Below are 14,011 nucleotides of genomic sequence, written 5' to 3'. Positions count from 1 at the left end.
TCAGCCCTCCCGCGCCGCCGCGCACACCGCACGGCAGATGCGTGCCAGATCGTCGCCGTCCGTCACATACGGCGGCATCGTGTAGATGAGGTCCCGGAACGGGCGCAGCCACACGCCCTCACGGACCGCGGCCTCGGTGGCCGCTGCCATGTTCACGTCGTGATCGAGCTGTACGACGCCGATGGCGCCCAGAACGCGTACATCCCGTACACCTGCGATCGCACGAGCCTCGGCCAGGCCTCCCAGCAACCCCGCTTCCAGGCGCTTGACCTCCTGCTGCCAGTCCTGGCCGAGCAGCAGATCGATCGAGGCGAGGGCCACCGATGCGGCCAGCGGATTGCCCATGAAGGTCGGCCCGTGCGCGAGCACCGGGACCTTGCCGCGCGAGATACCGTCCGCCACCCGCGAGGTGCAGAGGGTTGCCGCCATCGTCAGATAGCCGCCGGTCAGCGCCTTGCCGACGCACATCACGTCGGGGGAGACCCCGGCATGCCCGGCGGCGAACAGTTCCCCAGTACGCCCGAAACCGGTCGCGATCTCGTCGAACACCAACAGCACGTCATGGGCGTCGCACGCCTCGCGCAGCACCCGCAGATAGCCGGGGGAGTGGAACCGCATCCCGCCCGCACCCTGCACCACCGGCTCCACGATCACCGCGGCCAGCTCGTCGGCATGCTGCGCGATCAGCTCCCGCAGATGCTGTACGTACGTCTCATCCGGTTCCTCGTCGAAACCGCCCGGCGGCTCGTCGGCGAAGACCTGTCGCGGCAGCACCCCCGACCACAGCTCATGCATTCCGCCCTCGGGGTCGCAGACCGACATCGGCTGCCAGGTGTCCCCGTGGTAGCCGCCGCGCCAGGTCAGCAGCCGCTGTTTGGCGGGCTTTCCGGTCGAGTTCCAGTACTGCAGACACATCTTCACCGCGACCTCGACCGACACCGAACCCGAGTCGGCGAGGAAGACATGGCGCAGCGGCTCCGGTGTGATCTCGACCAGCCTGGCGGCCAGCCGCACGGCGGGCTCATGGGTGAGCCCGCCGAACATCACATGGCTCATCCGGTCCAGCTGGCCACGCGCCGCCTCATTGAGCACCGGGTGGTTGTAGCCGTGCACCGCAGACCACCAGGACGACATACCGTCGACCAACTCGCTCTGCCCATAGGCCGGTTCGGCGAGCCGGAGACGTACCCCGGACGCGGACTCCACCACCAGCGGCTCCTGCCGGCCCGGCATCGGGCCGTACGGATGCCAGACGTGGTCCCGGTCCAGGGTCCGCAGCTCGGCCGGGGAGAGGGGTTCAGGCATTGGGTGCGAGATCCGTTCCCGCGCCACGACGGCGGACCGCCACCAGATCCGTTCGCGCGCCCGGCACTTCGGCCTCGGCATGCCCCGGTTCGTCGGCCACGTCACCGCAGGGCGCACAGCCCCCCGCGTGCGAGCCGCAGCCGCCACCGGTCTCCGCCTCGGCCGCAGCGTCCGTACGGTGCCGGGGCAGCGTCGTCGTACCCGCGCCCTCCACCTCGAAACCGGCGTCCGCGATCATGTCCAGATCCGCCTGTCCCGCTTGGCCCTCACTGGTCAGATAGTCGCCCAGGAAGATCGAGTTGACCAGGTGCAGGGCGAGCGGCTGCATCGAGCGCAGATGCACTTCGCGGCCGCCCGCGAGCCGGACCTCGACATCCGGGCAGACGAACCGGACCATCGCCAGAATGCGCAGACAGCGCTGCGGGGTGAGGTTCCACTCCTTGGCGAGCGGGGTCCCCTCGAACGGGATCAGGAAGTTCACCGGAACCGAGTCCGGGTCCAGCTCGCGCAGCGAGAAGACGACGTCGACCAGATCCGCGTCGCTCTCACCCATCCCGGCGATCAGCCCGGAGCACGCCGAGAGCCCCGCGGCCTGCGCCTGCTGGACGGTCTCCACCCGGTCCGCATAGGTGTGGGTGGTGGTGATGTCCCCGTACGTCCCCTCGGACGTGTTGAGGTTGTGGTTGTACGCGTCGGCGCCCGCAGAACGCAGCCGGTCCGCCTGCCCGGCGGAGAGCAGACCGAGGCAGGCGCACACCTCGACGCCCTCGTTCTGTTCCTTGATGGCCTCGATCGTCTGCGACACCCGGTCGACGTCACGGTCCGTCGGACCGCGGCCGCTCGCCACCAGACAGACACGCTTCGCGCCGCCCGCCACCCCGGCGGCGGCGGCCTTCGACGCCTCGTCCGGTTTCAGCCAGGTGTACTTGAGGATCTCGGCCTTCGAGCCGAGCCGCTGCGAGCAGTACGAGCAGTCCTCGGGGCAGAGCCCGGACTTGAGATTGACCAGATAGTTCAGCTTCACCCGTCGGCCGAACCACTGACGGCGCACCTTCCCGGCCGCGGCCACCACTTCGAGCAGGTCGTCGTCCGAGGTCGCCAGCACGGCGAGCGCTTCTTCGCGGGTCGGCAGCTCACGCCGCAGCCCCTTGTCCACCAACGTGTTCAGGAGGTCCATGGTCACGATCCTGGCTTACGGCACCCCCCGCAGCCAAGGAGGAACCGGACAATAGAGCCCACAGAGCGTGTGTGTATTGCCACACCATGACTGGCCGAGCCCCCGGTTAAGGTCTGTGGGCTGCCTACAAAAGGGACCGCCGCCATGTCCTTCGCCCCGTTCGACTGGATCGATGACGAGGCGCGCCGCCGTGCGGACGCCGGGCTCGTCCGTACCCTGCGCCCCCGGCCTGCCGAGCCGGAACTGCTGGACCTCGCGAGCAACGACTACCTGGGCCTCACCCGGCACCCCGAGGTGACCGCGGCCGCCGCCGAGGCCGCGTACCGGTGGGGTGCGGGCGCCACCGGCTCCCGGCTGGTCACCGGTTCCACCGCGCTGCACGCCGACCTCGAACGCGAACTGGCCGAATTCTGCGGTTTCGAAGCGGCCCTGGTCCTCTCCTCCGGCTACGCGGCCAATCTTGCCGCGCTCACCGCCCTCACCGGTCGTGGCTCCCTGATCGTCTCCGACGCGGGCAATCACGCCTCCATCGTGGACGGTTGCCGCCTCTCCCGGGCGGACACCGCCGTCGTACCCCACGCCGATCCCGAAGCCGTCGCCAGGGAGCTGCACGTGCATTGCGGCCGCGCCCTGACCGTCACCGACTCGGTCTTCTCCGTCGACGGAGACGCCGCGCCGTTGCGGGAACTGGCCGATGTCTGCCGTACGGAGGGCGCCGCGCTGCTCGTCGACGACGCGCATGGCCTGGGCGTGCTCGGGGAGGGCGGGCGCGGGGCCCTCGCCGCCGCCGGTCTCGCGGGTGGTGACGGGATCGTCACCACCGTGACCCTCTCCAAGTCCCTGGGCAGTCAGGGCGGAGCGGTCCTCGGGCCGGCCCGGGTGATCGACCATCTGGTCAACGCGGCCCGCACCTTCATCTTCGACACCGGGCTCGCACCGGCCGCGACGGGCGCGGCTCTCGCGAGCCTGCGCCTCCTGCGCCGCGAGCCGGCACGCGCGGGCAGGGCCCGTACGGTCGCCACCGCACTGTACGAACGGCTGACCGCGGAAGGGCTGACCGCCGTACGCCCCGACGCCGCAGTCGTCTCGGTTCGGGCACCTTCGCCGGACGCGGCGGCGCGCTGGGCGGCCGACTGCCGCGCGGCCGGGATCGCGGTGGGCTGCTTCCGCCCACCGTCGGTCCCGGACGGCATCTCGCGGCTGCGGCTCACCGCACGGGCCGACCTGACGGAGGCACAGATCGCAACCGCGGTGGCGACCATCCTGCGGACCGCGCCACTGACCTGATCCGACCTGACCGGCAAGCCGATCGGACCGTCATGCGGACCTTAGGAGTTCTTCGAGCGGCGCGTGTACACCCTCGCCACAGCGGCGGCAGGGCGTCGGCCCGAGCGTGGGGGCACGGCGAGCGGGCCCGCGTGCGGCTCGCGCTGATCTGGTTTCCGTCCGTGGTACTCCTGGTGGACCGCCTGGGCCGGTGGCTGCGCCGGCCGCGTACCGCCCGCGCCATCGAGGGCGGCAGCGACGCGGCACTCACCGCGCTGGGACTGGTTCTGGTGACCGGACCCCTGGTGCACTGAAGTACGTGGTGAATGGGGGTGGAGGAGAATCGGAGGGATCAGCGAACTCGTCCGTACCAGACGCTCCTCGTCCAGATCTTCTCCAGCCGCACGACGGAACCGGTTTTCGGGGAGTGCCAGATCTTCCCTCTGCCGGCGTAGATGCCCACGTGGTAGACGCTGCGCCCCCAGTGGAAGAAGACCAGATCGCCGCGTTTCCGTTTCGACGCCGAGACGTGGCGGGTCTTGTTGTACTGCTGCTGGGCCGTGCGTGGGAGCTTCTTGCCCACCTTCTTGAACGCGTACTGCGTCAGCCCGGAACAGTCGAAACGGTGGGGGCCGGTGGCCCCGTACCGGTACGGCGATCCTTTCTTCGACGCGGCGACCTTGAGTGCCTTCGTTGACCCCGTCGCGGCCTGGGCGTCGGCCACGGCGCCGGGGACGATCACGGAGCCGCCGACTGCGGCAAGCGTCAGAACCGTGGCCGTACCGGCCCGGGTGATCAGAAACGGGACATGAACCTGCGCAGTCATGCGCAACCCTTCGTCAGCCGCCTGTGAAGGATGACCTGTCGGGTTCGGGCTGGCGAAGTTGCCCGGCCGCGCGATACGGCTTCACCCCGAGGGTCGACCGGATGCCCGGTCGACCCGTTGCGCTCGGGTCCTCCACTCCTGCCGATCCACTTCTGTCGACCAGTCATCCGGGCGGCGGCAGGACTCGGCGTCCGCCCGGACCGCCTCGCCGTGGTGGCGGGGGCTTGTCGTCCCACGGATCTTGACTCACTGGCTGCCGGATTTTCGGAGCAAAACAGCGATATGCGCGATTTGGCGCCAATGGTCTGTTTGGGTGGCTTGAGGGTGATTTGTGTACCCGTCAGGTATCCTCCACCGGTCCCGTACCAGCAGTGGAACGGCATATTTCGCTCACCGTCCACGCCGGCGGCGCAAGTCGAGTCGTCCCTCTCGCGGGGTATTCCTTGCGCCGGACGAGCGAGAAAATTCGATCAACGTGCCGGGCGTGTCGCCTGCGGAGAGATGATCAACTCATCGGGACCGGGGGCACGGTGACCCGTCCGGCCCGCCGTTCCCCGTCCAACACGCGCAGTGCCCGTGCCAGCGTGGCAGCGTGGATCTGTGCTTCACCCCGCTCGTGCATCACTGTGAGCGCGTCCCGCAGGGCGCCCGCCCGCGAGGCGAGTGCCTGGGCAGCGCGCAGCGCACCGTAGGTGTCGCTGCCGCGGGCGGGGTTGATCCGGCCCAGCTGGTCGAGCACTTCCAGGTAGCAGTCGATGAACTCGGCCTCGGCGCGCGTCAGTGCGGGCAGCGGTGGGAGGTGGGGTGGCTGCATCAGTGGTTCACCTCGCGTTGTTCGGCGGGAGCGACGTCCTGCGGTTCTCCAGGACGTGGTCCACCAGTCCGTACGCCTTGGCTCCGGCGGCGTCGAGGATGAGGTCGCGCTCGAAGTCGGCGGCGATCCGCTCGCTGCTGCGGCCGGTGTGACGAGCCAGCATGCCGGTGAGCAGCTCGCGGACGCGGACCAGTTCCCGCGCCTCGATCTCCAGATCGGACGGCTGGCCCTGCACCGGCTCCGGGAGCTCGGGCTGCTGGACGACGACCCTGGCCCCGGGCAGGGCGTGCCGCCGGCCGGGAGCGCCCGCGGCGAGCAGGACCGCCGCGCTGGAACCGGCCTGGCCGAGGCAGAACGTCTCCACCTCGCAGGTGAGGTAGTCCATCGTGTCGTAGATGGCGGACATGGCGCCGAACGAGCCGCCGGGGGAGTTGATGTAGAGGGAGATCGGCCGGTCGGGCGCGGCGTGCTCCAGATACATGAACTGCGCGATCAGGTCGTTGGCGGCGGTGTCGTCGACCGGGGTGCCGAGGAAGACGATGCGCTCGGCGAGCAGCTTGGAGTACGGGTCGAGGGTGCGGGTCCCGTCGGTCGTGCGCTCGGTGAACTCGGGCAGGACGTAACGGGCGGCAGGGCGGAACATGGTGAGGCCTCTCCTCCGGTGTCTGTACGGGGCCTGCGGAGGCACCTGTAAAAAATGTACAGGACGTACAGAAGGTTATGATGGGGAGCACGCATCCTAGTGATCCACTAAAAGGCCGAGGTCAGAGGCTGTTTTTGCTGTTCGCCGAGCGTAGATATCTCACAAATCTGTCACGACGTCTTGATCATCAGGCTGCTTCGCCCTCACTGAAACCGAGTAGAGAAGTGAGGTGGTCCGAGGCGACGCGGAGGTCCTCGGGGCTCGGGTGGACGTACACCCGCTTGGTGAAGTTGGCGTTGGCATGCCCGGCCCACGCGGCGAGGATGACGTCCGGCACGCCGTTGACGGCAAGAAACGTGAGGCACGAGTGGCGCGCGTCGTGGAGCCGGACCTTCCGCAGCTCCAGCTTCCGCTGCAGGGAGTACGCGGCCTCACGCAGGTGGCGAGTCGTGAGCGGCTGGCCGAGGTGTTGGGCCGTCGAGGGGCGAAGTCCTGTGCCGGCTTGGCCGCCGCGCCTGCGGGCGCTGACAAGTAGCCAGGCGACCATGGACTCGACGTGTTCCTCCGTCAGTTCCTCCAGGTCCTCGGCCGCGGCGAGGTCTCCGGGCGCTGGTTCACCGGCCCCGGCATGCTGCACGGCATCCGGCTGCGCGGCGGACGCGCCGAGTGGTACCGCAACCGATGGGTGCACACCCGGGAGCTGGCGGGGCACCCCTTCATTCGCGAGGACCTCACCATCGACCTGGCGGCGACACCCGCCAACACGCACGTCATCCGGCACGCAGGCATGGTCCTGGCCCTGTGCGAGGCGGGCCTGCCCTACTGGGTCACCGACACGCTGGAGACCGTAGGGCCGTACGACTTCGGCGGGCGTCTGAGGACGGCGATGACCGCGCATTCCAAGGAGGACCCGGGCACGGGCGAACTGCACCTGTTCGGCACCGGGTTCGCCCCGCCGTATCTCACCTACCACCGGGTCACCGCAGAGGGGCTGCTGCTCGACCGCCGGCCGGTCGAGGTGCCGGGGCCCACGATGATGCACGACTTCGCCATCACCGAGCACCACATCGTGTGGATGGACCTCCCCGTCGTCCTCGCCCCCGCCCTGGCCGGACGCGGCGGCATGCCCTACCGGTGGGACGAGGGGTACGGCGCCCGGCTCCGGCGAGGGCTACCGGGTCATCGTCCCCTGTCTGCGGGGGCACGACAGCACGCGGTTCCCGTCCAGCACCACGGTCAGGAACGCTGAGCAGGCGGCCATCGCCCTCGACATCATCGCCCTGATGGACGCCCTGAAGATCAAGCAAGCTGTCCTGGCCGGATTCGACTGGGGAGCCCGCACAGCCGACATCATCGCCGCGCTGTGGCCGCACCGCTGCAAGGCCCTGGTCTCCACGACCGGTTACCCCATCACCAACCGCGAAGCCCAGAAGCTGCCGCTTCCCCCCAAGGCCGAATGGGCCTGGTGGTACCAGCACTACTTCGCCACCGAACGCGGCGTCCTCGGCCTGACAGAAACCGGCACGACTTCACGAAGCTCATCTGGAAGGACGTGTCGCCGACGTGGAACTTCGACGACGCCACGTTCGACCGGACCGCCGCGGCCTTCACCAACCCGGACTACGTCAGCATCGTCATCCACAACTACCGCTGGCGCCTGAGACTCGCGCCCGGCGAGAAGAAGTACGCAGGCCTTGAGAAGAGTTCGCCACCGGACAGGCCATCAAGATCCCCACCATCACCATCGACGGCGCGTACGATCCCTTCACCCCTCCCGGGGACGGCGCGGCCTACCGCAGCAAGTTCACCGGCAGGTACGCCCACCGGGCCTTCAACGTCGGTTACAACGTGCCGCAGGAAGCACCCCAGGACTTCGCCCAGGCCGTCCTCGACGCCGACCACTTTTGATCGGCCCGAGACACCACGGACAACCTGGTGCGGTATCAGGTGCTCCCGCCCACCGCGCCTTCCAGCCCGACCGCCGTCCGCGCACGGCCCGCACCACCCCAGGGACACCACGGTTCCGGGCCGGCGCGGGGCCCGGCGTCGCGTCGGCCTACGCCTCGAACGCGGTCAGGGCGTTGTCGTAGCGGTCGATTGTCTCGGCATGGCCGAACAGGCCGGGCAGCCCGCCGGTGTGCCAGAACACGGTCGTCTGCCCGGCCGTGATGGTGCCGTCCTCGACGGCCGCGACGAGTCCGGCCATGGCCCGTCCGGTGTAGACGGGGTCGAGGACGATGCCCTCGGTGCGGGCCGCGAGTTCGAGGGCGGCCGCGGTGGAGTCGGTAAGTCGGCCGTAGCCGGAGCCGATCTGGTCGGTGCGGATCCGGAGCCGGTCGGCGCCGACGGGGGTGGCGAGCGCTCCGGCCATGGTGGCCACGGCGGCCGCGGGATGGTTCATGGCCCCGGTGTGGATGCCCAGCACTCGCCCGGCGCCCAAGGCGGCGACCAGGCCGGCCATGGTGCCCCCAGATCCGAGGGCGACGACGGCTGTGTCCAGTGCGGGGAGCTGGGACAGCAGCTCCCGGCCGGCCTGTTGGTAGCCCCGGGCACCGACGGTGTTGGATCCCCCGAACGGGATCAGCGCCGCACGCGCGCCGCGATGCGACAGCCGGTCGGCGATCCCCTGAGCGGTTTCCTCGAGCTGGGGAAGATCGGCGTCCCCGGCGAAGTGGACCTGGGCGCCGAACAGGGCGTCCAGGGTCAGGTTCCCGGATCGGGACGTACCCGGCTTTCCGGGGAACACGAGCACCACGTCGAGGCCGAGCCGTGCCCCGGCCGAGGCGGTGAGCCGGGCATGGTTGGACTGCGGGGCGCCGACGGTGACAAGGGTGTCGGCGCCTGAGGCCATCGCGGCGCCGACGGTGTACTCGAGCTTGCGGACCTTGTTCCCACCGCCGCCCAGCCCGGTCAGGTCGTCCCGCTTGATCCACAGGTCGCCTTCGCGCAGGCCGAGCGTGGCGGCCAGACGCGGCGCGGGCTCCAACGGCGTCGGCCAGCTTCCCAGCGATGTGCGCGGCGCGGGCTCGGTCACGAGGACTCCTCGGTGGTGCGGTTGTGGAGTTGCTCCAGCGTCTGCGACGTGATCCCCGTTGTCCAGTGCCGCCGGCCAGACCAGGGACCCCGACGCCCAAGGCCTCTCTCCGGTCAGCGAAGTCTTGCCGACGGCGCAGAAGCCTGCGCTGCTGAGCGGGCCGGCTGCGGCAGCAACGCCCGACCCCACCGGCTGGCCCGTCGCTCCCGGGTCGCGGCCCGCAGCAGCACGGCCGGTGGGTGGCCGTGGAGCCGGAACGGGGGTGGCCGCGAGTGGGTGGAGGAGCTGCCAGACCGAGTACCCGGGATCACAATCACCGCCGAGCGCGGGCAACCGCGCTGGTTGCCGCAGCTTGGGACACATCTGGACGTGTCGGCGCGTCACCGGCTGCCGGGCATCACGCAAAGAGCGCGCGGACCTGCGGCCGAAGCGGGGGCTCGACGTTGTGGATGGCGACGTGCTCGCCCACGGTGGCGGTGAAGCGGGCGACGGACATGTCGTCGCCGAACTCCTCGCGGTACGCGTGGAGCGCGTTGGGCGATCCGTCCAGGACTCGCACGGCGCTGCTTTTGGACTGTCGGCGTACAAGTGAACGTTTCAGGAGTACGCCGACACCGTGCCCCGCAGAGGTGGTCATAGTGCCTCCGGACGCACGACGACGGGCTCGGGCGGGGGTGTGGGCCAGCCGGCGCGCAGCACCATGGCGGCGACGGCGGCCGCCATCACCACGGCGGCGCCCAGGAGCAGGGCCGGCCGGTAGCCGTGGTGCAGGACAGGGGTGACCACGATCGGCCCGAGGATCTGCCCGACCGAGTACCCGGTGGTCAGCACCGCGACCGAACGGGGAGAGCCTAGCTGGTTGCCGGCTGCGAGCGAGAGCTGGCTGACGCTGACGAACGTCGCGCCGAACAGCACCGCCGACGCCAGTCCGGCGGCCACCGCGTGGGCGGCGATCGCGGGCAGCGCGATGCCGACCGCCTGCAGCAGCAGGGCCGCGGCGAGCAGGTCGGGGCGGCCGAACCGGTGGCCCAGCCTCGCCCACAGCGCGGCGGAGGGCGCCGCCGCCAATCCCGCCAGCACCCAGGCGCCGGTGCCGACCCATCCCGGGGAGGACTGGTCGATTGCGGCGACCAGGAACGTGCCGGCGATGATGTAGCCGACCCCTTCCAGGCTGTAACTGGCCAGCAGCCACCCCTGCAGCCGTCGAACCGGCCTCGCCCCACCCGGCCTTGACGGCACACCAGAGGGTGCCGCGGCGGGCCCTGGGGCCAGGGTCCAAGCGAGGGCGCCGAGGACGACGGCAAGGCCGGCCGCAACGAACCAGGCGCTGCGCCAGTCACCGACCAGGCGCACCACAAGCACGGCCGCCCCGGAGATGGCGATCCCGGCGCCGACCCCGCCGAAGCCCCATCCGGCGAGTGAGGCGCTCTTGCGGCTGGGCCCGTTCAACAGGGTGTGGACCGCGATGACGAACACGACCGCGCTGGCCGCACCGGCCAACAGCCGAAGCGCCCACCACCACGCTCCCGCGGTGCTGACCGGCATCAGCGCCAGCGTCGCCACCAGGACCAGCAGTGAGCCGCGCAGCGCAGCCCGTGACCGCGCGAGTGCGGGGGCGGCGATGCATATCAGGGCGCCGGCGAGGTAGCCGGCATAGTTCGCGGTCGCCAGCCTGACTCCGGCCGCCGCGCTCAGTCCGGTTTGGGTGTGCATCATCGGCAGGATCGGCGTGGAGACGAAACGGCCGACCCCCATCGCCGCGCGGCCAGCGCGGCACCGGCCTGCACCGTGTGCGCGACCGGCGACACCAGCTGAGCGCTTTCGGCCCGGGACCGGGCCGGCACAGATCGGGCGCTCACCACCGGCGCCTCCGCGTGCCGGTGGTGAGCAGCTTGCCGGGCGTGCGGTTCAGGACGCACCGCCGGTCTTGCCCGGGTCGTTGGCGTGGGACACCAGCGGCGTGACCGTCAGGTTCATCCACGAGCGCAGCGGTAGCGTCCGCAGCACCTTGTCGTGCAGGTCCTGCTCGTCCTCGGCCCGCCAGATGCCGATGCTGCGCAGCTCGCCCTCCGGGCGCCACAGCCGAAACAGGTTGCCGGTGCTCGCCAGCTCCCGCGCGCGTACGGCCTCGGCGGCGCGCCGCCGGTCGACCTCCGCCGGATCGGTGCCCTCCGGGATCGTGGTCGTGATCTCCACCAGGAACTCTCGCATGGCTCTCCCTTGAAACAGCGCCCTCCGAAACGGGCGCTGATAGGGCCACCTTGCTCCCCGCGAACGGGTCCCGGCGACAACCTGTTTCCTCCCTCGTGCAAGGCCCAGGCTCCCACCGCAGGTGAGCGCGCTGCGCCCGGTGCGGGGTCACGGGAACCTCGATGGCATTTGGTTGACCGGTCGTCTACCTTGAGGTGTGGGGGCCGTGATCTGCGGTGTTTACCCCATCCATCACCCGTGTTCGCCTGGGGAGTTGAACCATGAGCTTGAGCAGTCAGAAGGTCGCTGTCATCACCGGTGCCTCGCAGGGCATCGGCGCCGGACTGGTCGAGGGGTACCGCAAGCTGGGCTACGCGGTCGTTGCGACCTCGCGCTCGATCGTGCCCTCGCGGGACGAGGATCTGTTGACGGTGCAGGGCGACATCGCCGACCCGACCACCGCCGAGCGGGTCATCGGCGCCGCGGTGGACGCGTTCGGCCGCGTCGACACCCTGGTGAACAACGCGGGCGTGTTCGTGGCCAAGCCGTTCACCGAGTACACCGAGCAGGACTACGACTTCGTGACCGGGGTCAACCTGACCGGCTTCTTCCACCTCACCCAGCTCGCCATCGAGCAGATGCTCGCCCAGGGCGGCGGACACGTCGTCCAGATCACCACCAGCCTGGTCGAGCACGCCGACTCGAAGGTGACCTCGGTGCTGGCCTCGCTGACCAAGGGCGGTCTGCAGGCCGCGTCCAAGGCGCTGGCCATCGAGTATGCCTCCCGCGGGATCCGCAGCAACGCCGTCGCACTTGGGACCATCCGGACCCCGATGCACGCGCCCGAATACCACGATGCCCTCGCCGCGATGCACCCGCTCGGGCGCATGGGCGAGATCAGCGACGTGGTCGAGGGCGTGCTCTACCTGGAGCGGGCCCCGTTCGTGACCGGCGAGGTCCTGGCCGTCGACGGCGGCCAGAGCGCCGGTCACTGACCATGGGTCACGAGAGGCTAGAGGGGCGTGTGAACGTGAGCAAGACATTCCTGATCACCGGAGTCTCCAGTGGCCTGGGGCGGGCGTTCGCCACCGCGGCCCTGGACGCCGGGCACCACGTCGTCGGCACGGTGCGCGACGCCGCCCAGATCGACGCGTTCGAGGAGCTGGCGCCGGGCCGCGCCACCGGACTGCTGCTGGAGGTCACCGACAACGACGCGGTCCTGGACACCGTCAACTACGTCGAGGAGCAGATCGGCCCGGTCGACGTGCTGATCAGCAACGCCGGCTACGGCGTCGAGGGGACCGTCGAGGAGTCCTCGATGGACGACCTGCGGGACCAGCTCGACGTCAACGTCTACGGCACCGTCGCCGTGGTCAAGGCCGTACTGCCGCACATGCGGCGCCGCCGCGCCGGCCACATCGTCACCGTCTCGTCCATGGCTGGGCGGACCGGCCTGCCCGGCGTCGCGTTCTACAGCGCCAGCAAGTTTGCCGTCGAGGGATTCTCCGACTCCCTCGCCCAGGAAGTCGCCGACTTCGGCATCCACGTCACCTGCCTGGCGCTCGGCGGGTTCCGCACCGACTGGGCCGGGCGGTCCATGGTCCGCGTCGAGCGGACCATCCCTGACTACGACGCGCTGTTCGCCCCGATCCGCGCCGCCCGAAAGGCCAAGGACGGCAACCAGATCGGCGACCCGGCCCTGGCCGCCCAGGCCTTGCTGAAGGTCCTCGACAGCGACAGCCCCCCGGTGCACCTGGCGCTTGGCCGCGACGCCCTACTCCTGATCGAGCAGGGCCGCGTCCGGCTCCAGGCCGATCTGGACGAGTGGGCGTTCCTGTCCACCTCCACCGACTACCCCGACACGAACTGACAAGGACTGGATGGCGATCATGACCGACACCGCGACCCCGACCCGCGCGACCCCGACCCGCGTCGACCTGTGGGCCGACCCGGTCTGCCCGTGGACCTGGCTGACATCCCGCTGGCTGCTCGAGGTCCGCCGGCAACGGCCCATCGAGATCACCTGGCACGTCATGAGTCTCGCGGTGCTCAACGAGCAGCGCCTGGACGAACTCGCGCCGCACATCCGCGAACTGATGGGGCAGGCCTGGGCGCCGGTCCGCGTGATGATCGCTGCCGAGAAGATGTTCGGCCAGCAGGCGCTCGAACCGCTCTACGAGGCGCTCGCCACCCGCTACCACCCCGGCCAGGCGCCCAAGGGCAGGGCCACCATCCAGGCAGCGTTGCGCGATGCCAGTCTGCCGGAGAACCTGGCCGACGCCGGCGACACCGACGCCCACGACGAGGACCTGCGCACCTCTCACGCGGCCGGCATCGACCTGGTCGGATCCGAGGTCGGCAGCCCCGTCATCGCCGTTCCCGGCCCAGGTGGCACGACGGCGAAGACCGCGTTTTTCGGCCCCGTCGTCACGCCTGCCCCCAAGGGCGCCGACGCGGTACAGCTGTGGGACGGCGCCCTGGCCGTCGCCGCCACACCCGGCTTCTACGAGATCAAGCGGGGCCGCAACGTCGGACCCATCTTCGACTGACCCACCACCCTCGTGCCGACACCTCGACCGGCACCCAGCGGCCGCTCGGCGCCAGGAGCCTCTCCTGGCGCCGAGCCCACAACCGCTGGTCCCTGGGCGTTCCCCCTCCCAGGGACCAGCACGCCTTCCGGTTTGCGACGAAGCACGCGCACCCGCGGGTGGGCGGGGGTGGGGGGGGTGGGTAGTGGCCACGGCGGAACTCGAGTC

16 protein-coding genes, 1 pseudogene and 1 riboswitch are annotated in these 14,011 nt (G+C 70.3%); of the genes and pseudogenes, 7 read left to right on the top strand and 10 right to left on the bottom strand.

The genetic code is table 11. The features are described 5' to 3' along the window. Together AB0N06_RS09115 and bioB are read right to left on the bottom strand one after the other, a co-directional pair. Positions 1–1,305, bottom strand: coding sequence for an adenosylmethionine--8-amino-7-oxononanoate transaminase (locus AB0N06_RS09115; RefSeq protein ID WP_366134043.1), 1,305 nt, complete (start codon positions 1,303–1,305; stop codon positions 1–3). After that, the gene (bioB, locus tag AB0N06_RS09110) at positions 1,298–2,482 is read right to left on the bottom strand and encodes a biotin synthase BioB (protein WP_366134042.1); all 1,185 of its coding nucleotides are present in this window, start codon (positions 2,480–2,482) and stop codon (positions 1,298–1,300) included. Before bioB ends, AB0N06_RS09115 begins: the two co-directional genes overlap by 8 nt. A 144-nt stretch (positions 2,483–2,626) precedes the next feature. Between bioB and AB0N06_RS09105 the strand changes: the two genes are divergently transcribed. Further along, entirely contained in the window at positions 2,627–3,769 is a 1,143-nt protein-coding gene (locus tag AB0N06_RS09105; RefSeq protein WP_366134041.1) for an 8-amino-7-oxononanoate synthase, read from the top strand. A gap of 137 nt (positions 3,770–3,906) precedes the next feature. Beyond that, positions 3,907–4,062, top strand: a pseudogene (locus tag AB0N06_RS09100) (LysE family translocator); the annotation flags it as partial. Between the two features lie 38 nt (positions 4,063–4,100). Here the strand turns inward: AB0N06_RS09100 and AB0N06_RS09095 are convergent. The 4 genes from AB0N06_RS09095 to AB0N06_RS09080 form a co-directional block, all read right to left on the bottom strand. After that, on the bottom strand, positions 4,101–4,574 hold the full coding sequence (locus AB0N06_RS09095) for a C40 family peptidase (protein ID WP_366134040.1): 474 nt from the start codon (positions 4,572–4,574) through the stop codon (positions 4,101–4,103). A gap of 3 nt (positions 4,575–4,577) precedes the next feature. Further along, positions 4,578–4,764, bottom strand: a riboswitch (cyclic di-AMP (ydaO/yuaA leader). Between the two features lie 315 nt (positions 4,765–5,079). Continuing rightward, the gene (locus tag AB0N06_RS09090) at positions 5,080–5,388 is read right to left on the bottom strand and encodes a hypothetical protein (RefSeq protein WP_366134039.1); all 309 of its coding nucleotides are present in this window, start codon (positions 5,386–5,388) and stop codon (positions 5,080–5,082) included. Between the two features lie 7 nt (positions 5,389–5,395). Continuing rightward, the gene (locus AB0N06_RS09085; RefSeq protein WP_366134038.1) at positions 5,396–6,031 is read right to left on the bottom strand and encodes an ATP-dependent Clp protease proteolytic subunit; all 636 of its coding nucleotides are present in this window, start codon (positions 6,029–6,031) and stop codon (positions 5,396–5,398) included. Positions 6,032–6,218: 187 nt separating this feature from the next. Beyond that, on the bottom strand, positions 6,219–6,578 hold the full coding sequence (locus AB0N06_RS09080; RefSeq protein WP_366134037.1) for a tyrosine-type recombinase/integrase: 360 nt from the start codon (positions 6,576–6,578) through the stop codon (positions 6,219–6,221). A 9-nt stretch (positions 6,579–6,587) separates the two neighbouring features. On the opposite strand from AB0N06_RS09080, the gene AB0N06_RS09075 reads away from it, so the two are divergent. Together AB0N06_RS09075 and AB0N06_RS09070 are read left to right on the top strand one after the other, a co-directional pair. Next, positions 6,588–7,280 (top strand): carotenoid oxygenase family protein, encoded by a 693-nt coding sequence (locus AB0N06_RS09075; RefSeq protein WP_366134036.1) that lies wholly within the window; start codon positions 6,588–6,590, stop codon positions 7,278–7,280. Next, complete coding sequence (locus AB0N06_RS09070) at positions 7,213–7,692, top strand: alpha/beta fold hydrolase (protein ID WP_366134146.1); 480 nt, start codon at positions 7,213–7,215, stop codon at positions 7,690–7,692. The genes AB0N06_RS09075 and AB0N06_RS09070 overlap by 68 nt, the downstream gene beginning before the upstream one ends. A gap of 395 nt (positions 7,693–8,087) precedes the next feature. Here the strand turns inward: AB0N06_RS09070 and AB0N06_RS09065 are convergent, their stop codons facing one another. From AB0N06_RS09065 to AB0N06_RS09050, 4 genes are all read right to left on the bottom strand, one after another. Next, positions 8,088–9,065, bottom strand: coding sequence for a D-cysteine desulfhydrase family protein (locus AB0N06_RS09065; protein WP_366134035.1), 978 nt, complete (start codon positions 9,063–9,065; stop codon positions 8,088–8,090). 397 nt (positions 9,066–9,462) lie between these two features. Continuing rightward, on the bottom strand, positions 9,463–9,624 hold the full coding sequence (locus AB0N06_RS09060; RefSeq protein WP_366134034.1) for a hypothetical protein: 162 nt from the start codon (positions 9,622–9,624) through the stop codon (positions 9,463–9,465). A 74-nt stretch (positions 9,625–9,698) separates the two neighbouring features. Beyond that, positions 9,699–10,781, bottom strand: a complete 1,083-nt coding sequence (locus AB0N06_RS09055) for a YbfB/YjiJ family MFS transporter (protein ID WP_366134033.1) — start codon at positions 10,779–10,781, stop codon at positions 9,699–9,701. A 192-nt stretch (positions 10,782–10,973) separates the two neighbouring features. Next, positions 10,974–11,276, bottom strand: a complete 303-nt coding sequence (locus AB0N06_RS09050) for a muconolactone Delta-isomerase family protein (protein WP_366134032.1) — start codon at positions 11,274–11,276, stop codon at positions 10,974–10,976. A gap of 260 nt (positions 11,277–11,536) precedes the next feature. Between AB0N06_RS09050 and AB0N06_RS09045 the strand changes: the two genes are divergently transcribed. Genes AB0N06_RS09045 through AB0N06_RS09035 form a run of 3 tightly spaced genes read left to right on the top strand, consistent with a single transcriptional unit; the run spans position 11,537 to position 13,804 of the window. Further along, a complete protein-coding gene (locus AB0N06_RS09045) occupies positions 11,537–12,250 on the top strand; it encodes an SDR family oxidoreductase (protein ID WP_366134031.1) in 714 nt (237 codons plus the stop codon). 35 nt (positions 12,251–12,285) lie between these two features. Continuing rightward, entirely contained in the window at positions 12,286–13,125 is an 840-nt protein-coding gene (locus tag AB0N06_RS09040) for an oxidoreductase (RefSeq protein ID WP_366134030.1), read from the top strand. Between the two features lie 19 nt (positions 13,126–13,144). Next, a complete protein-coding gene (locus AB0N06_RS09035) occupies positions 13,145–13,804 on the top strand; it encodes a DsbA family protein (protein ID WP_366134029.1) in 660 nt (219 codons plus the stop codon). The last annotated feature ends 207 nt before the right edge of the window (positions 13,805–14,011 follow it).

The organism is Streptomyces sp. NPDC051020, assembly GCF_040683105.1.
Lineage (GTDB): Bacteria > Actinomycetota > Actinomycetes > Streptomycetales > Streptomycetaceae > Streptomyces.
Note: the sequence above shows the minus strand (reverse complement) of the source record. Positions and strands in the feature narration are given on the sequence as shown.

Coding starts and splice junctions, on each gene's coding strand:
- AB0N06_RS09085 (WP_366134038.1), bottom strand. CDS start 6,031: ATGTTCCGCCCTGCCGCCCGTTACGTCCTGCCCGAGTTCACCGAGCGC.
- AB0N06_RS09035 (WP_366134029.1), top strand. CDS start 13,145: ATGACCGACACCGCGACCCCGACCCGCGCGACCCCGACCCGCGTCGAC.
- AB0N06_RS09095 (WP_366134040.1), bottom strand. CDS start 4,574: ATGACTGCGCAGGTTCATGTCCCGTTTCTGATCACCCGGGCCGGTACG.
- AB0N06_RS09080 (WP_366134037.1), bottom strand. CDS start 6,578: ATGGTCGCCTGGCTACTTGTCAGCGCCCGCAGGCGCGGCGGCCAAGCC.
- AB0N06_RS09050 (WP_366134032.1), bottom strand. CDS start 11,276: ATGCGAGAGTTCCTGGTGGAGATCACGACCACGATCCCGGAGGGCACC.
- AB0N06_RS09045 (WP_366134031.1), top strand. CDS start 11,537: ATGAGCTTGAGCAGTCAGAAGGTCGCTGTCATCACCGGTGCCTCGCAG.
- AB0N06_RS09055 (WP_366134033.1), bottom strand. CDS start 10,781: ATGATGCACACCCAAACCGGACTGAGCGCGGCGGCCGGAGTCAGGCTG.
- AB0N06_RS09090 (WP_366134039.1), bottom strand. CDS start 5,388: ATGCAGCCACCCCACCTCCCACCGCTGCCCGCACTGACGCGCGCCGAG.
- bioB (WP_366134042.1), bottom strand. CDS start 2,482: ATGGACCTCCTGAACACGTTGGTGGACAAGGGGCTGCGGCGTGAGCTG.
- AB0N06_RS09115 (WP_366134043.1), bottom strand. CDS start 1,305: ATGCCTGAACCCCTCTCCCCGGCCGAGCTGCGGACCCTGGACCGGGAC.
- AB0N06_RS09105 (WP_366134041.1), top strand. CDS start 2,627: ATGTCCTTCGCCCCGTTCGACTGGATCGATGACGAGGCGCGCCGCCGT.